The following is a 15,634-nucleotide window of genomic DNA, read 5'->3' as shown; positions in this document are numbered from 1 at the left end:
CGCGCCGCACGGCGGCGGGCACGGCTTCGTTTCCGCAATTATCCCTTTAAAAACTCTTTCGCCTCGTCGAAATACACGAGCGCGGATTCCGTCGTTTTAAGGTGCATCATGCGCTTTATGTCGGACACCGTCGCTCCTTCGGCTATGGCCAGCATGGCGGCGGTGTGCCGGAGGCTCAAGGGCTTGATCCCCTTCCGCCTGAGCCCCGAAACGTCGAGGTAGTGATTCACGCGGGCCCTTACGCCGCGCGTCGTAATCCTCTCGCCCAAGGCCCGGTTGCCTATGCCCCGGAACAGCGGCCCGTCCGAAGGGCCTTCCCGCACTTCGATGTAGGCGTTCAGGACATCGGAGGCTGCAGGGTTTAAAACGATGTACTCGTCCTTCTTGTCCTTGTTCTTCCCCTGGACGTACATGGCCGTCTTGCCGCCTTTGGGGCCCACGTCGCAAAGGTCGGCGCGGACGATCTCGATTTCGCTAAGGCCAGCGAGTGCCATGAGGCTCAGGATGGCGAGGTCCCTTTTCCCGAGCGGGGACGAGGCGTCGACGGAGCCGAGGAGCGTCTCCAATTCGCCGCGCGTGAGGGCGGGGGTGAGATGCTTTTCGGGCCTTGCGGCTCCCTTGACCTTCCTCGCCGGGTTCTCGGCCGTCATCTCCTTCGAGACGAGGTAGTCGTAGAACCTCCTTACGGCTGTAAGGTACGCGGACATCGAGGTCGGGGAGAGGTTCTTCGAGAGGATGTAGTCTTTATACCGCTGTATGTCGTCCTGGCCGAGCGCCTCGGGCCCGGCGCCGCCGGCCCACCTGGAAAACTCGCGGAGCGCCTTTCTGTACGTCTCTTTCGTGGTGTCTCTCCTGTCGAGTGAAGCGACGAAATCGTCGATTAAACGCTCCATTCACATGATTAAATCATCTTTGCAGGATTAATTCAAATTCCGCCTTGACAATCCTCGGGGATAGTGTAATTTATTACTCCAGAATCCAGGTGGTAATACTGAAGAGGTCACACCCGGTCCCATTCCGAACCCGGAAGTTAAGCTCTTCGAGGCCGATGATACTGCATTCGATCGAGTGTGGGAAAGTAGGAAGCTGCCTTGGTTCTTTTTTTTTGCCCTTTTCAGTTCTTTCCGCTAAATATACACGATTCCGAGGCCGGATATGGCCGGCGGGATTACCCCGGGCCGGTCTTGAGTTGTGATACCCGCTTGTGTAGTATCTTCGCCTGAAGATGTGCTCCCACGGGACAGGAAAATCACGATGAAAAAAATGCGCATTGCGGTATTCGTTTCGGGGAGCGGCTCGAACCTCCAGGCTATAATCGACGCGTCGATTCCGTCCATAGAAATTGCCCTCGTATTCAGCAACAACCCCGACGCCTACGCCTTAAAGCGGGCCGAAGAGCACGGCATCCCGACGCTCGTCATAAACCACAGGGATTTTAAATCGAGGGAGGAGTTCGAGGGCGAGATACTGAAGCATCTAGAGCCCCTCGGCATAGAGCTCATAGTCCTGGCCGGATTCATGAGGATACTCTCGCCGGTTCTGGTGAGGGCGTACAGCAACCGAATGATAAACCTCCATCCGGCGCTCCTGCCGTCCTTCCCGGGTATTCACGCTGCCCGGCAGGCCATAGAGGCGGGGGTCAAGTTCACGGGATGCACGGTGCATTTCGTGGACGAGGGTGTGGATTCGGGGCCGATAATCCTCCAGGCTGTCGTGCCCGTCGAGGACGACGACGACGAGGATAGCCTGCTCCGGAAAATCCACGCGGAAGAGCACAGGATATATCCCGCGGCTATAAGGCTTATTTCAGAGGGAAAAATTAAAATAGAAGGAAAGAGGGTGCTCCGGAAGATCTGAGCACCCCCGTGATTTTTCGGTTTAGATTTCTCTTCCGACGGCCTTCGCTACCGGGGCCGCCTTTTCCATGAGCGTGGCGAACTTCTTCGGCTTTAGCGACTGACCGCCGTCGCTTATCGCCACTGCGGGGTTGTTGTGGACCTCGATGATGAGGCCGTCCGCGCCTGCCGCAATAGCCGCGAGCGCCATGGGGGTCACGTACTGCCAGTAGCCCGTTCCGTGGCTCGGGTCGGCGAATACGGGAAGGTGCGTTTTTTCCTTAAGCACCGGTATGGCGTTTAAGTCGAAGGTGTTCCTGGTCGCAGTTTCGAACGTCCTGATCCCTCTTTCGCAGAGCATGACGTTTTCGTTGCCCTCGGAGAGGATGTACTCGGCGCACATGAGGAATTCCATTATGGTCGTGGACATGCCTCTCTTTAAGAGAACGGGCTTCTTCGACTTTCCGACCTGCTTCAACAGCGCGTAGTTCTGCGAGTTGCGCGCGCCTATCTGGAGGACGTCAGCGTATTCGACGACGGCGTCGAGGTCGTGGGGGTCGAGAATTTCCGTGACTATCGGAAGGCCGGTAATCTCCTTTGCCTTGGCGAGGAGCTTAAGGCCCTCGATGCCGAGGCCCTGGAACGCGTAGGGGGAAGTCCTGGGCTTGTATGCGCCGCCCCTCAGCATCGTTGCGCCCGCGTCCTTTACCGCCCTGGCTATCTCCAATATCTGCTCTTCGCTTTCGACGGAGCACGGGCCCGCGATTACGGGGAGCTTGTTGTTGCCGATTACGGCGCTTCCTATTTTGAATTCTGTGTTTTCGGTCCGGAATTCGCGGCTCGCGAGCTTATAGGGCTGGAGTATGGGCATTACCTTCTCGACGCCCTCCAGAATGCTCAGCGTTTCCACGTCCTGCGGTTTTCCCCTTTCGTCACCGACGGCGCCGATCACCGTCCTCAGCACGCCTTCGATGAGGTGGGCCTTATATCCGAGCTCGTCGAGGGTGGATACGGCCTTTTCGATCTGCTCCTTCGATGCACCGCTTTTCATTACGACAATCATTTTGGAATTCTCCTCCCGGTCTGTTCAGGGCTCATATATATAGAATAGAAAAGTTATGCTACATGAAGGCCGGTTGATGTCAACATTTGGAAAAGCCGCCTGATACCGGGGGTATCGGCGTCCGGCAGGCCGGGGGACGTCGGGCTAAACGCACGCCTGCTATTGATTCTTTCCGTATTGCGTACAATAATAATGTTCCTTGCAGTCAGGGCAGGTGGCGGAACCGGCAGACGCGACGGCCTCAAAAGTCGTTGGGCTCACGCTCGTGAGGGTTCGACTCCCTCCCTGCCCATACTGAATGAAGAGTACGGGGCTCACGTTCGTTTTCCGTGCTCACCGCCTCTACAACTCTCCGAATTCCCGCCGTATCCGTTCACCGCACTGTATATAAATAGGAGCTGTGTTTCCCGCAGGCATTACGACACTGCGGACGGGCTGTATTTTCTCGATAACGTATCCGGATTTATTCTTCGGCGGCTGCACGGCTATCCGGGCCGGGCTCGGGGGAGGAGGGAATTGCCGGTCCGGGGCGGGCAGCCTGGCCCGCTCGTTGGGTGGGGGGAGGGCCTAACCGTCAAACCCCGGGACCGGCGTCGGTGCTCTGTTTTAAGATCCTGCCGCCCTCTCTTCTCCCGCGAAGAGCTTAAGACGCCTCGGCCGGATGAATACCCTGTCGCCCTCTGAAAGATCGAGGTCGCGGTACTGGTCGCGGCTTATCTCGGCCTGTATGGGCTCGTCGCTGTCGGGCCTTTTCAGGTCGAGCCGAGCCACCGGGCCTACGGCCAGGAGCTGGTCTATCGTGGCTTCGAGCCACGAGTTACCGCCGCCGTTCCTCGTCTTCGATATCTCGAAGTCGTGCGGCCTTACGTACGCGACGGCCGGCGTGTGGACGGCGTCGGCGTGCTCGGGCGCATCGACCTCGATGTCGCCTATCAGGGCGCGGCCGTGATGCACGCGGCCGTGGAAGAGGTTCACGTTCCCGAGGAACTGGTAGACGAAGGGCGTCTGCGGATGGTCGTAGACTTCCCCGGGCGTGCCTATCTGCTCTATCTTGCCTTCGTTCATGACGACGACTTTATCGGCCACTTCGAGGGCTTCTTCCTGGTCGTGCGTGACGAAGATGCTCGTCACGTGGATCTCCTTGTGAAGCCTCCGGAGCCAGTGCCGGAGCTCCTGCCTCACCCTGGCGTCGAGCGCGCCGAACGGCTCGTCGAGCAGCAGCACCTTGGGCTGGGCCGCTAGCGAGCGTGCGAGCGCGACGCGCTGGCGCTGGCCGCCCGAGAGCTGGCCGGGATAGCGCGAGCCGAGCCCTTCGAGGCGTATGAGCCGGAGGAGCTCCCTCACGCGCTCTTCTATCTTCGCCTTCGGGACCTTCCTCATCCTGAGGCCGAAGCCTATGTTCTCGGCGACGGTCATGTGGCGGAAGAGGGCGTAGTGCTGGAATACGAATCCGACTTTCCTGTCGCGCGGGGGGTGGTGGGTTATGTCCTCGTTCTGGTGGACTACGGTCCCCGCGTCGGCGATTTCGAGCCCGGCTATAATGCGGAGAAGGGTTGTCTTCCCCGAGCCGGACGGCCCGAGGAGCGCCAGAAGCGAGCCGTCGGGCACCTCGAGGCTCACGTTGTCGAGCGCCTTAAAGCCGCCGAAAGTTTTCGAAACGTTGTTGATTAAGATGCTCATAAGTCCTCCTCATTCGTTTTCCGGTTTCATAGGCCCGGGCAGGGCGGCCGAGGCCGGCACCTTCCTTTCGAGCCGGGTTTTGATTATCAGCGTAAGTATCGCCAGGAGGGTCAGCACGGAAGCGACGGCGTAGGACCCTTCGAGGTTAAATTCCTGGAACAGCTTTTCTATACGGAGCGGCATGGTGTCGGTCTTTCCTGCAATGTGCCCCGAGACGACGTAGACCGCGCCGAACTCGCCCATCGCGCGGGCGTTACAGAGGATGATTCCGTAGGCGAGCCCCCATTTTATGTTGGGCACCGTTACGTGCCGGAACATCTGCCATCCGCTCGCGCCGAGGGTTACGGCGGCGAGCTCTTCGTCCGAGCCCACGGCCTCCATCGTCGGAATGAGCTCCCTCGCTATGAAGGGGAACGTTACGAAGGCTGTCGCCAGGACGAGGCCCGGGAGGGCGAATATGATCTTCAGGCTCTGGTTCCTGGGCCATATACCGAAATGCTGCTGAAGGAAGAAGAGCGCTGCGAACGTGATAACCGCAAAGGCTATCGCCGCCCAGGGATATTTCCACACACCCTTACGCGCGGCCGGATTACCGGGGAGAAGGAGGAAGTAGACGAGCCCGGATACGAGCGCGCCGACGCCGGAGAGGAGATACGGCATCGCGGAATAACCGTCCTCTCTCAGGAACGGGCCGAAATATCCCTGGAGCCCGAATATGAGTACGAAGCTGAGGCCGGCGACGACGGGCGAGACGGCGAAGGGGAGTTCTATCAATGCAGTCAGGAGCGCCCTTCCGGGGAAGCTGAAGCGGGCTATCGCCCACGCCGCCGATATGCCGAATACGAGGTTCGCCCCGACGGCTATGGGGACGACGGTCAGCGTCAGTTTTATCGCGTGGAACGTGTCCTTGTTCGCAAAGAGGTTGTCCAGATAAACCCCGACGCCGTGGCCAAGGGCGACCGTGAATACGTTTACCACCGGGATTATGACGAGTATCCCTATCACGGCGAGCGTCACGAACGTGAGCCCCCACCTGACTATCGGCGGGTCTTCCTGGGCCTTTCTTATTTTAGTCGCCACGGCAGCCGTCCCGGCCGGAACCTTTTGCGATATGGCGTCAGTGCTCATGGCGTACGCTCCACCTTTCGAGCATGTTTATGAGGACGAGCATGGCGAAGGAGATCACGAGAAGCACGACGGCTATTGCCGTGGCCTCGCTGTAATTGAATTCCTCTAGCCGCGCAACGATGAGTATCGGGGCTATCTCCGTTTTGAACGGCATGTTCCCCGAGACGAATACTACGGCCCCGTACTCGCCGATACCGCGTGCGAAGGCCAGTGCGAACCCGGTTATGAGCGCCGGGAGGAGCGTGGGTAGAATAACGCTCCGGAAGCTCTGCCACCTGGTGGCCCCCAGCGAGGCAGCGGCTTCTTCGGACTCGGGGTCGAGGTCTTCGAGTATCGGCTGTACGGTCCGCACTACAAAAGGCAGTCCTATGAATATGAGTACGAGTACTATTGCAAGGCGGCTGTAGGCGGCGTCGATTCCAATCGGCACGAGATACCGGCCGAGCCATCCGCTCTCGACGTAGAGGCTCGAGTATACGAGGCCGGCGACCGCCGTCGGCAGGGCGAGCGGGAGGTCTACCAGCGAGTCTATGAATTTCTTCCCCGGAAACGAGTAGCGCACGAGCACCCACGAGATTATGAGCCCGAAAAAGAGATTGACGACGGCGGCTATGACCGCTGCGCCGAACGTGAGAAGGTACGCCGCGCGGGCGCGGTCGGTCCAGACCGCGTTCCAGAACTCGCCGAAGGAGAGCGAGCCCGCTTTGAGAAAGCATGCCGCGACGGGCATCAGCGCCAGAAAGCTGAGGTAAAAGACGGTGTAGCCCAGCGTGAGCGAAAATCCCGGAAGCACTTTGCGGTTACTTGCCATGTCCTGTTCGTTCCTTTTCCTGTAATGCTCCCCCGCACCGAGGCTGGAGGCGCCGGCGCGGGGGGTGAGGGTTTAATGAAGGAGTCGATTATGAGCCTTTTTTCGTCTGGTATATGGTGTCGAAAACACCGCCGTCGCTGATGAATCGCTTGTGAGCGGCCTGGAAGTTCTCGGCGATTTCGGTGATGTTGAAGAGCTTTATACTCGGGAACCTGTCCCCGTACTTTTCGAGAATCTTCCGGTTGCTCGGGCGGTAGTAATGCTTCGCGATTATCTCCTGTGCCTCGTCGGTGTAGAGGTATTCGAGGTAGGCCTGGGCGGCCGCTCTCGTTCCCTTCCTGTCGACGTTGGCGTCGACGAGCGTGACGTGCGGCTCGGCGAGGAGGCTTATCGGGGGATACACTATTTCGAGCTCGCCGTTCGACTGCTGCACCTGGAGGTTGGCCTCGTTCTCCCACGCTACGTTGACGTCGCCTATCTTCTTCTGGACGAAGGTGGTCGTCGCGCCGCGTGCGCCGGAGTCGAGCACGGGAACGTGCTGGTAGAGGCTCGTAACGTAATCGACGGCGTCCTGATCCGAGCCCCCGCGAAGGACCACCGAGCCCCACGCCGCGAAGAAGGTGAGGTAGCCGTTACCGGAGGTCTTCGGGTTCGGCGTTATGACCTCGACCCCAGGCTTTACGAGGTCGGGCCAGTCTTTTATCCCCTTCGGATTACCTTTCCTCACGATGAAGACGAGCGTGGAGGTGTAGGGGAGGGACCTGTTCGGAAGCTCCTCGACCCACCCGTCTTTGATGAGCCCTTTCTCGCGAATCGCATCGGTGTCGATTATGGAAGCTATAGTCACGACGTCGGCGTCGAGCCCGTCGATAACGGCCCTCGCCTGCGAGCTCGAACCGCCATGCGACTGGTCGATCGTGAGCTTTGTCCCCGTCTGTTTTTCGTATAGCGGGATGAAGTGCGCGTTGATATCCCGCCAGAGCTCGCGCGTCGGGTCGTAGGAGACGTTAAGAATCGTCAGCTCTTCCTGAGCGGAAGCCTGAAACGGCCTGCCTAAACCGATAAGCAGGCCCAATATCGCTATGAAAATCCCGATTCTCGTAACCATGTTTGTAAATCCTCCGTGTCTTGATTTTTTATCCTCCATGCCTTCGCGATGGAGATACAGCCTTGCCCGAGCATTGCCGGGCGGTTCGAGCTTTCATCTTTACGAGTTGTCCATGCAGCGCTGCGTAGGGTGAAGCTGGTGTTTTTGTAACCAGATTCCCACCGCAAAGATTTGGAAGGACAATTAGCAATAAGCGTGCCGGATGAAAAATGTGTAGAATTTCAGATGGTTATGAAAATGGGAGAAATTTCGTGGTGCTTAAGTAGCCAGCCTCTTGTTTGAGGTGTATATTTTTGTAGCAGAATTTATTTGGCTGGCTCGTGTCGAGAGCGTCGAGCTCCACGAACGGGACTGGGCGCACGCCCGGGACTACCTCGAACGGAAACGCTTGTCGTTATCGATCTGCCCGTAGGGAGAGGCGGCGGGCATGGGCTTTACCCGGCGAGCCGGTCCCCGTGCCGATGATGGACGTGGATAGCCTGACCGTGCTGAACGAAACGCGCGGTGAGCGGGGCTGTCAATTCCGTCTATTTTACGTAGCCCGAGAGCTGTTCGAATTCTTCTCAAAAGCCGGCACGGAGGCGAATCGACGGCTCCCCTCGAAACAAAAAAGCCGCCCCGGGCGGCTTCGAATCGCGCTGCCCGGGGCGGCCTGATCTTTCATTCTGGAAACGGGCTTTGAGCCCGGATGGTTTTCAATACCTCGGCATGTCGGGGTCGAACTTTTCGGCCCACTCGTCGATGCCGCCCCGGAGGTTCTTCACCTTTTTAAAGCCCATGTTCCTAAGGAGCCTCGTCGCCCTCATGCTCCTCCCGCCGGAGTGGCAGTGGATCACTATCTCGTCGGCGGTGTCAAGCTCGTTCACCCTTTGGGCGAGCTCGCCGAGCGGGATGAGCTTTGCGCCGAGGTTGCATATCTCGTACTCGTGGGGCTCTCTTACATCTATGAGAACGAGGTCGCCGTTCTTCGTCCTTAGCTCCTGGAAGTCCTCGACGGATATTTCGAGCTCGTCGTCGTGGGCGTAATCCGCGTCGGTTTCGCCCCTTCCGAGCCCGCAGAACTCTTCGTAGTCGATGAGCTCGGTTACAGTCGGGTTCTCGCCGCAGACGGGGCAGTCCGGGTCCTTCCTCAATTTAAGCTCGCGCGGCTGCATTTCGAGAACGTCGAGGAAGAGGAGCCTCCCTATAAGCGGAGTGCCCTTTTCGAGTATGAGCTTTATGACCTCGGACGCCTGGAGCGTGCCTATTACGCCCGGGAGGATTCCGAGCACCCCGCCCTCGGCGCAGCTCGGTACGAGCCCCGGTGGAGGCGGCTCGGGATAGAGGCAGCGGTAGCAGGGGCCTTTCCTGGCGTCGAAAACGCTTATCATGCCCTCGAACCTGAATATGCTCCCGTAAACGTTGGGCTTGCCGAGGAGGACGCATGCGTCGTTTACGAGGTAGCGCGTCGCGAAGTTGTCCGTCCCGTCGACGATTATGTCGTAGTCCTTGAATATCTCGAGTGCGTTTTCGGAAGTGAGCCTTTCATTATGCGTGACTATGTCTATGTCGGAGTTGAGCTCCAAAAGCCTGTTCTTCGCGGATTCCACCTTGAGCTCGCCCAGGGTCTCTTCACTATGTATTATCTGCCTCTGGAGGTTACTGAAATCGACGACGTCGAAGTCGAGTATCCCGAGCTTTCCGACCCCGGCGGCCGCGAGATAGAGCGCGAGAGGCGCTCCGAGCCCGCCGGCCCCTATACATAATACCTTGGCGTTAAGGAGCTTTTCCTGCCCCTCCACGCCCACCTCGGGCATAATGAGATGCCTCGAATACCGTCTTATCTGCTCGTTCGTTAACGCCATTTTTCTACCTTCCTTTTTTTGTCTGGAGTGGAGAATAAAACTAATACAGAAACTCCGCCTTTTCAACTTCACGCAATTTTCAAAAAATTTTTCCTCCCCTATTACATCTTCGGAAAAGTCGTGTACAATTCATTCCAAGGTTGAGGAGTTTTTGACGAATTAGATTCAATCAGTTGCCTGATGGATTCTTTCATTCGCGCTTTAAATTCCCCCCACAAAAGCAGTCGGACAGAATTTTTGAAAATTTGATTTTTTGCTCTTGACAATGCTTTTGGATGATTTATATTATTGGTCCCTTTGACGAAATGTCCTTGAGACATTTTCTGATCTTTGAAAGTTGAATAGCAGATAAGCGGGCGAAGTAGAGCAAGCAATCCTTTCATAAAATTTTATGAAGAGTTTGATCCTGGCTCAGAGCGAACGCTGGCGGTATGCTTAACACATGCAAGTCGAGCGAGAAAGTGGCTTCGGCCACGAGTACAGCGGCGGACGGGTGCGTAACACGTGGATAATCTGCCTTCAGGTCCGGGATAACACTGGGAAACTAGAGCTAATACCGGATAAGACCACAGGTTCCATGGAACCAGGGGTAAAAGGCGGCCTTCGGGCTGTCTCCTGAAGATGAGTCCGCGTCCCATCAGGTTGTTGGTGAGGTAACGGCTCACCAAGCCTAAGACGGGTAGCCGACCTTAGCGGGTGATCGGCCACACGGGGACTGAGACACGGCCCCGACTCCTACGGGAGGCAGCAGTGGGGAATCTTGGGCAATGGGCGAAAGCCTGACCCAGCAATACCGCGTGAGGGATGAAGGCCTTCGGGTCGTAAACCTCTGTCAGCAGGAACGATGGGTCTCCGTGCTAATACCACGGAGACTTGACGGTACCTGCAAAGGAAGCCCCGGCTAACTCCGTGCCAGCAGCCGCGGTAATACGGAGGGGGCAAGCGTTGCTCGGAATTACTGGGCGTAAAGGGTCCGCAGGTGGCCTCGTAAGTTGAATGTGAAATCTCAGGGCTTAACCCTGAAACTGCATCCAATACTGCGGGGCTTGAGTCCAAGAGAGGTTGGCGGAATTCCCGGTGTAGCGGTGAAATGCGTAGATATCGGGAGGAACACCAGTGGCGAAGGCGGCTTTCTGGACCAATACTGACGCTGAGGCGCGAAAGCGTGGGTAGCAAACAGGATTAGATACCCTGGTAGTCCACGCCCTAAACGATGTCAACTGGTTGTTGGGGATTTATTTCTTCAGTAACGAAGCTAACGCGTGAAGTTGACCGCCTGGGGAGTACGGCCGCAAGGTTAAAACTCAAAGGAATTGACGGGGACCCGCACAAGCGGTGGATGATGTGGATTAATTCGATGCAACGCGAAAAACCTTACCTACCCTTGACATGTCCGGAATCCTGCAGAGATGCGGGAGTGCCCGAAAGGGAATCGGAACACAGGTGCTGCATGGCTGTCGTCAGCTCGTGTCGTGAGATGTTGGGTTAAGTCCCGCAACGAGCGCAACCCTTGTCATTAGTTGCTACGAAAGGGCACTCTAATGAGACTGCCGGTGACAAACCGGAGGAAGGTGGGGATGACGTCAAGTCCTCATGGCCCTTATGTCCAGGGCTACACACGTGCTACAATGGGCGGTACAAACCGTTGCGATCCCGCGAGGGGGAGCTAATCGGAGAAAGCCGCTCTCAGTTCGGATTGCAGGCTGCAACTCGCCTGCATGAAGTTGGAATCGCTAGTAATCGTGGATCAGCACTGCCACGGTGAATACGTTCCCGGGCCTTGCACACACCGCCCGTCACACCACGAAAGTCGGTTCTGCCCGAAGTGGTTGAGCTAACCCGCAAGGGAGGCAGGCTCCTAAGGTAGGGCTGGTGATTGGGGTGAAGTCGTAACAAGGTAGCCGTAGGGGAACCTGCGGCTGGATCACCTCCTTTTATTACGGAGAAAGCTGCTTTCTCTATCTTACGTTCGCTTTATCTGCTATTAAATTTTGGTGCTTTCTTGAAGTTTAAGTGGAGTCGCCTGCAGTTAGATGAAACCGAGGGCCTATAGCTCAGCTGGTTAGAGCGCACCCCTGATAAGGGTGAGGTCGGTGGTTCGACTCCACCTAGGCCCACCAGACGGTTTCAGGCCGGCTCGCAGGATGCTCCGCATCTCGCAAGGTTTGCTTTCGAAATCGGGGGTGTAGCTCAGCTTGGGAGAGCGCCTGCCTTGCAAGCAGGAGGTCGGCGGTTCGATCCCGCTCACCTCCATAAGACTGCAAACCTGCAAACGAGTGTTTGCATCGATCTTTGACAATTACATATTGTGCTGAGTATAAATTGAAGCGTGCTTTATTATGCTGCGGTGATTTTTATACCTTGCAGTTAAGATATTTAGGGCAAATAGTGGATGCCTTGGCGACGGACGGCGATGAAGGACGTAGTAAGCTGCGATAAGCCTCGGGGAGCTGCTAAACAAGCTGTGATCCGGGGATTTCCGAATGGGACAACCTAACCGAGCAAACCTTGGTTATGTTAGGGTGAATACATAGCTCTAACAGGCGAACGAGGGGAAGTGAAACATCTCAGTACCCTCAGGAAGAGAAATCAACCGAGATTCCCTTAGTAGCGGCGAGCGAAAGGGGAATAGCCTAAACCACGCATGTGTAAGCTTACGGGCGTTGCATGCGCGGAGTCGTGGGATACGGTTTGGGAGATCCGTAAATCTCCCGGGAAGTTACAAAACTTCATGCTAGTAGAAGCATCTGGAAAGTTGCACCATAGAAGGTGACAGTCCTGTAAACAAAAGCATCGAAGTCTTCCTTATCGTATTCCCGAGTACCCCGGACCACGTGCAAGTTTGGGGGAATTTGGGGGGACCACCCTCCAAGGCTAAATACGTGCCGTCGACCGATAGTGTACAAGTACCGTGAGGGAAAGGTGAAAAGAACCCCGTTGAGGGGAGTGAAATAGAACCTGAAACTGTTTGCCTGCAATCGGTGGAAGGGCTATATCCAGGTTCGCCTGGAAATGCCTGACCGCGTACCTTTTGCATAATGGGCCAGCGAGTTATCTTCAGTGGCGTTAGGTTAAGCCGAGAGAGGCGGAGCCGTAGCGAAAGCGAGTCTGAACAGGGCGCAGAGTCGCTGGAGATAGACCCGAAGCGAGTCGATCTATCCATGACCAGGGTGAAGCAGAGAGAAAACCTCCGTGGAGGCCCGAACCGGTTAGGGTTGAAAACCTATCGGATGAGTTGTGGATCGGAGTGAAAGGCTAAACAAGATTCGTGATAGCTGGTTCTCCCCGAAATATATTTAGGTATAGCCTCGCATGATGGCGGGCGGAGGTAGAGCACTGAATGGGCTAGGGGGTTGAAAGATCTACCAAACCCAATCAAACTCCGAATGCCGCCTTGCTTAGTGCGGGAGTCAGTCCGAGGGAGATAAGTTCCTCGGGCGAGAGGGAAACATCCCAGATCGTCAGCTAAGGCCCCCAAATTCGGGCTAAGTGGTAAAGGATGTGAAGTCGCATAGACAGCCAGGAGGTAGGCTTAGAAGCAGCCACCCTTTAAAGAGTGCGTAACTGCCCACTGGTCGATGCGGCTTCGCGCCGAAAATGAATCGGGGCTTAAGCCCGGTGCCGAAGCTACGGGTTGTATCTCTAGATACAGCGGTAGGGGAGCGTTCTCAACGGGCTGAAGGGTTACCGTAAGGAGGCCTGGACTGTTGAGAAGTGAGAATGCTGGCATGAGTAGCGATAAAGGTGGTGAGAATCCACCTCGCCGTAAGCCTAAGGTTTCCTGGGGAAGGCTCGTCCTCCCAGGGTAAGTCGGGACCTAAGGCGAGGCCGAAAGGCGTAGTCGATGGAAAACGGGTTAATATTCCCGTACCACTCAATCGGAGCGATGTGGTGACAGAGGAGGGTAGGTCGGCCGGGTGTCGGATTACCCGGTTCAAGCCGGTAGAGGGAAGAGACAGGCAAATCCGTCTCTTCTTAACCTCGAGAGGCGAGTACGAGGGGCAATAGCCCCGCAAAGCGATTGAGCCCAAACTCTCGAGAAAAGCCTCTAAGCGTTGATGATTGAGTGCCCGTACCGTAAACGGACACACGTAGGCGAGTTGAGTATACTAAGGCGCGTGAGAGAACTTTGGCTAAGGAACTCGGCAAATTAGCCCCGTAACTTTGGAATAAGGGGTGCCCGCCGTAGGTGAAAATCCTCGCGATTGGAGCCGAAGCGGGTCACAGTAAAGAGGCGGTAACGACTGTTTACTAAAAACACAGGGCTCTGCAAAGTCGCAAGACGACGTATAGGGTCTGACGCCTGCCCGGTGCCGGACGGTTAAGGGGATGGGTCATCCTGGTTCGCCAGGAGAAGCTTTGAACCGAAGCCCCGGTAAACGGCGGCCGTAACTATAACGGTCCTAAGGTAGCGAAATTCCTTGTCGGGTAAGTTCCGACCTGCATGAAAGGCGTAACGATTGCCGCGCTGTCTCGGCCAAATGCTCAGCGAAATTGTGGTTCCGGTGAAGACGCCGGATACCCGCTGCGGGACGGAAAGACCCCGTGCACCTTTACTATACCTTAGCACTGAATTTTGGTGCTGCATGCGTAGCATAGGTGGGAGTCTATGAAACTCTGCTTCAGGGCGGAGTGGAGACATCAGTGAAATACCACCCTTGTAGTATTAGAATTCTAACTGAAGCCCGTTATCCGGGTTCAGGACAATGTTAGGCGGGTAGTTTGACTGGGGCGGTCGCCTCCTAAAGAGTAACGGAGGCGTACAAAGGTTCCCTCAGCCTGATTGGAAACCAGGCGTAGAGTGCAAAGGCATAAGGGAGCTTGACTGCGAGACTGACAGGTCGAGCAGATGCGAAAGCAGGTCTTAGTGACCCGGTGATCCCACGTGGAAGGGTCATCGATCAACGGATAAAAGGTACGCCGGGGATAACAGACTTATCTCCCCCAAGAGTCCACATCGACGGGGAGGTTTGGTACCTCGATGTCGGCTCATCGCATCCTGGGGCTGGAGAAGGTCCCAAGGGTTTGGCTGTTCGCCAATTAAAGCGGTACGCGAGCTGGGTTTAGAACGTCGTGAGACAGTTCGGTCCCTATCTGCAGCGGGCGAAGGAGACTTGAGAGGATCTGCTCATAGTACGAGAGGACCTGAGTGGACGAACCTCTAGTGTACCAGTTGTCACGCCAGTGGCAGCGCTGGGTAGTTATGTTCGGACGGGATAACCGCTGAAGGCATCTAAGCGGGAAACCCACCTCAAGATTAGGTCTCCCAAATCTTAAGATTTCTAAAGGTCCCTGGAAGACGACCAGGTTGATAGGCTCTGGGTGTAAGTGCAGCAATGCATTGAGCTGAAGAGTACTAACTGACCGTGTGGCTTAACTGCGGGGTTTAAAAGTTACCGCGCATTGAGCGCGCTTTGAAATATCTCAGCACAATATGTAATTGTCGAAGATCGTGTTTGCATCTTTCTTAGTTTCACACATTCCATGCAAAAAACGATTTTTGTGATCCCTTTCCCGGGATTGGTGTATCTCCGGGAGGGGGAGGGGTGCGTTCAGAGTCCGCTTCGCTTGTTTTTCTTTGTCTGTCATCCTGAATTTGATTCAGGATCTAATCTTTTACTATGCTTCAGCTTATGCCCTCCTACGTTTATATAATGTCCAACAAACGCCGGACCACGCGTAACGAACAATCTCGAAAGGAGAGTTCTTGAACACAAGCTCGGGGAAGCCGCGGGATTCACAAATCGCTACAGACTTACTGACCTCGTGTACCTCGAGGAAAGCGAGTCAATAACCGATGCCATAGCAAGAGAGAAACAGTTAAAATCCTGGAAGAGAGACTGGAAGCTGGATTTGATACGGGCGACTAATCCTGACATGGCCGACTTGTCCGAGGGCTGGTACGACAAGGAAACGCTTGAAAAACGAGATCCTGAATAGATCCCGGATCGAGTCCGGGACTTCGGTTCAGGATGACGGAAGTATGGGATTCCTCGCTCGCTCGCAATCGCTGCGAGCACAGGATTGCGTTTGCGTCCGAAGTGCGGGAGGTATCAAAGGTGGCAACGATTCGCTTCTGATATTGAGGCCGTCCCGGGAGTGGGAGAGTCTCAACCTGCCCTGGCGTGCAAAGTGTGACCGTTTTCAGAAATACCGGTTCTCTTT

At 56.1% G+C, this 15,634-nt stretch carries 8 protein-coding genes, 3 tRNA genes, 3 rRNA genes and 1 pseudogene; 8 read left to right on the top strand and 7 right to left on the bottom strand.

Annotated features, from left to right (window positions below; translation table 11 throughout):
• Nucleotides 1–38: 38 nt before the first annotated feature.
• Nucleotides 39–893: a phage integrase N-terminal SAM-like domain-containing protein gene (locus PKC29_08020; GenBank protein HML95356.1), complete on the bottom strand. Its 855-nt coding sequence runs from the start codon at nt 891–893 to the stop codon at nt 39–41.
• An 85-nt stretch (nt 894–978) separates the two neighbouring features.
• On the opposite strand from PKC29_08020, the gene rrf reads away from it, so the two are divergent.
• Together rrf and purN are read left to right on the top strand one after the other, a co-directional pair.
• Nucleotides 979–1,095 (top strand): 5S ribosomal RNA (gene rrf / locus PKC29_08015).
• A 159-nt stretch (nt 1,096–1,254) separates the two neighbouring features.
• Nucleotides 1,255–1,857, top strand: coding sequence for a phosphoribosylglycinamide formyltransferase (gene purN / locus PKC29_08010; GenBank protein ID HML95355.1), 603 nt, complete (start codon nt 1,255–1,257; stop codon nt 1,855–1,857).
• A 21-nt stretch (nt 1,858–1,878) separates the two neighbouring features.
• Here the strand turns inward: purN and aroF are convergent, their stop codons facing one another.
• On the bottom strand, nt 1,879–2,898 hold the full coding sequence (gene aroF / locus PKC29_08005; protein ID HML95354.1) for a 3-deoxy-7-phosphoheptulonate synthase: 1,020 nt from the start codon (nt 2,896–2,898) through the stop codon (nt 1,879–1,881).
• Between the two features lie 208 nt (nt 2,899–3,106).
• Between aroF and PKC29_08000 the strand changes: the two genes are divergently transcribed.
• A tRNA-Leu gene (locus PKC29_08000) sits at nt 3,107–3,190 on the top strand.
• A 314-nt stretch (nt 3,191–3,504) separates the two neighbouring features.
• Here PKC29_08000 and PKC29_07995 read toward each other — a convergent pair.
• The 5 genes from PKC29_07995 to moeB form a co-directional block, all read right to left on the bottom strand.
• Entirely contained in the window at nt 3,505–4,578 is a 1,074-nt protein-coding gene (locus tag PKC29_07995) for a sulfate/molybdate ABC transporter ATP-binding protein (protein ID HML95353.1), read from the bottom strand.
• 9 nt (nt 4,579–4,587) lie between these two features.
• The gene (locus PKC29_07990) at nt 4,588–5,706 is read right to left on the bottom strand and encodes an ABC transporter permease subunit (GenBank protein HML95352.1); all 1,119 of its coding nucleotides are present in this window, start codon (nt 5,704–5,706) and stop codon (nt 4,588–4,590) included.
• Entirely contained in the window at nt 5,696–6,517 is an 822-nt protein-coding gene (cysT, locus tag PKC29_07985) for a sulfate ABC transporter permease subunit CysT (protein ID HML95351.1), read from the bottom strand. Before cysT ends, PKC29_07990 begins: the two co-directional genes overlap by 11 nt.
• An 88-nt stretch (nt 6,518–6,605) precedes the next feature.
• Nucleotides 6,606–7,625: a sulfate ABC transporter substrate-binding protein gene (locus tag PKC29_07980; GenBank protein ID HML95350.1), complete on the bottom strand. Its 1,020-nt coding sequence runs from the start codon at nt 7,623–7,625 to the stop codon at nt 6,606–6,608.
• Nucleotides 7,626–8,320: 695 nt separating this feature from the next.
• Nucleotides 8,321–9,469 carry a molybdopterin-synthase adenylyltransferase MoeB gene (gene moeB, locus PKC29_07975; GenBank protein HML95349.1) on the bottom strand — a complete coding sequence of 383 codons (1,149 nt, stop codon included), beginning with the start codon at nt 9,467–9,469 and terminating at the stop codon, nt 8,321–8,323.
• A 388-nt stretch (nt 9,470–9,857) separates the two neighbouring features.
• Between moeB and PKC29_07970 the strand changes: the two genes are divergently transcribed.
• The 5 genes and pseudogenes from PKC29_07970 (at nt 9,858) to PKC29_07950 (ending at nt 15,409) form a co-directional block, all read left to right on the top strand.
• Nucleotides 9,858–11,404 (top strand): 16S ribosomal RNA (locus PKC29_07970).
• A 108-nt stretch (nt 11,405–11,512) separates the two neighbouring features.
• Nucleotides 11,513–11,589: transfer RNA gene (locus PKC29_07965), tRNA-Ile, on the top strand.
• A 59-nt stretch (nt 11,590–11,648) separates the two neighbouring features.
• Nucleotides 11,649–11,722: transfer RNA gene (locus PKC29_07960), tRNA-Ala, on the top strand.
• Between the two features lie 112 nt (nt 11,723–11,834).
• Nucleotides 11,835–14,850: ribosomal RNA gene (locus PKC29_07955) — 23S ribosomal RNA — on the top strand.
• The 16S and 23S rRNA genes sit together here with 2 tRNA genes alongside, the layout of an rRNA operon.
• A 252-nt stretch (nt 14,851–15,102) precedes the next feature.
• Nucleotides 15,103–15,409: pseudogene (locus PKC29_07950) on the top strand (GIY-YIG nuclease family protein).
• Nucleotides 15,410–15,634 lie beyond the last annotated feature (225 nt).

It is taken from the genome of Thermodesulfobacteriota bacterium (assembly GCA_035325995.1).
Classification (GTDB): domain Bacteria; phylum Desulfobacterota_D; class UBA1144; order Nemesobacterales; family UBA2774; genus JADLGH01.
Note: the sequence above shows the minus strand (reverse complement) of the source record. Positions and strands in the feature narration are given on the sequence as shown.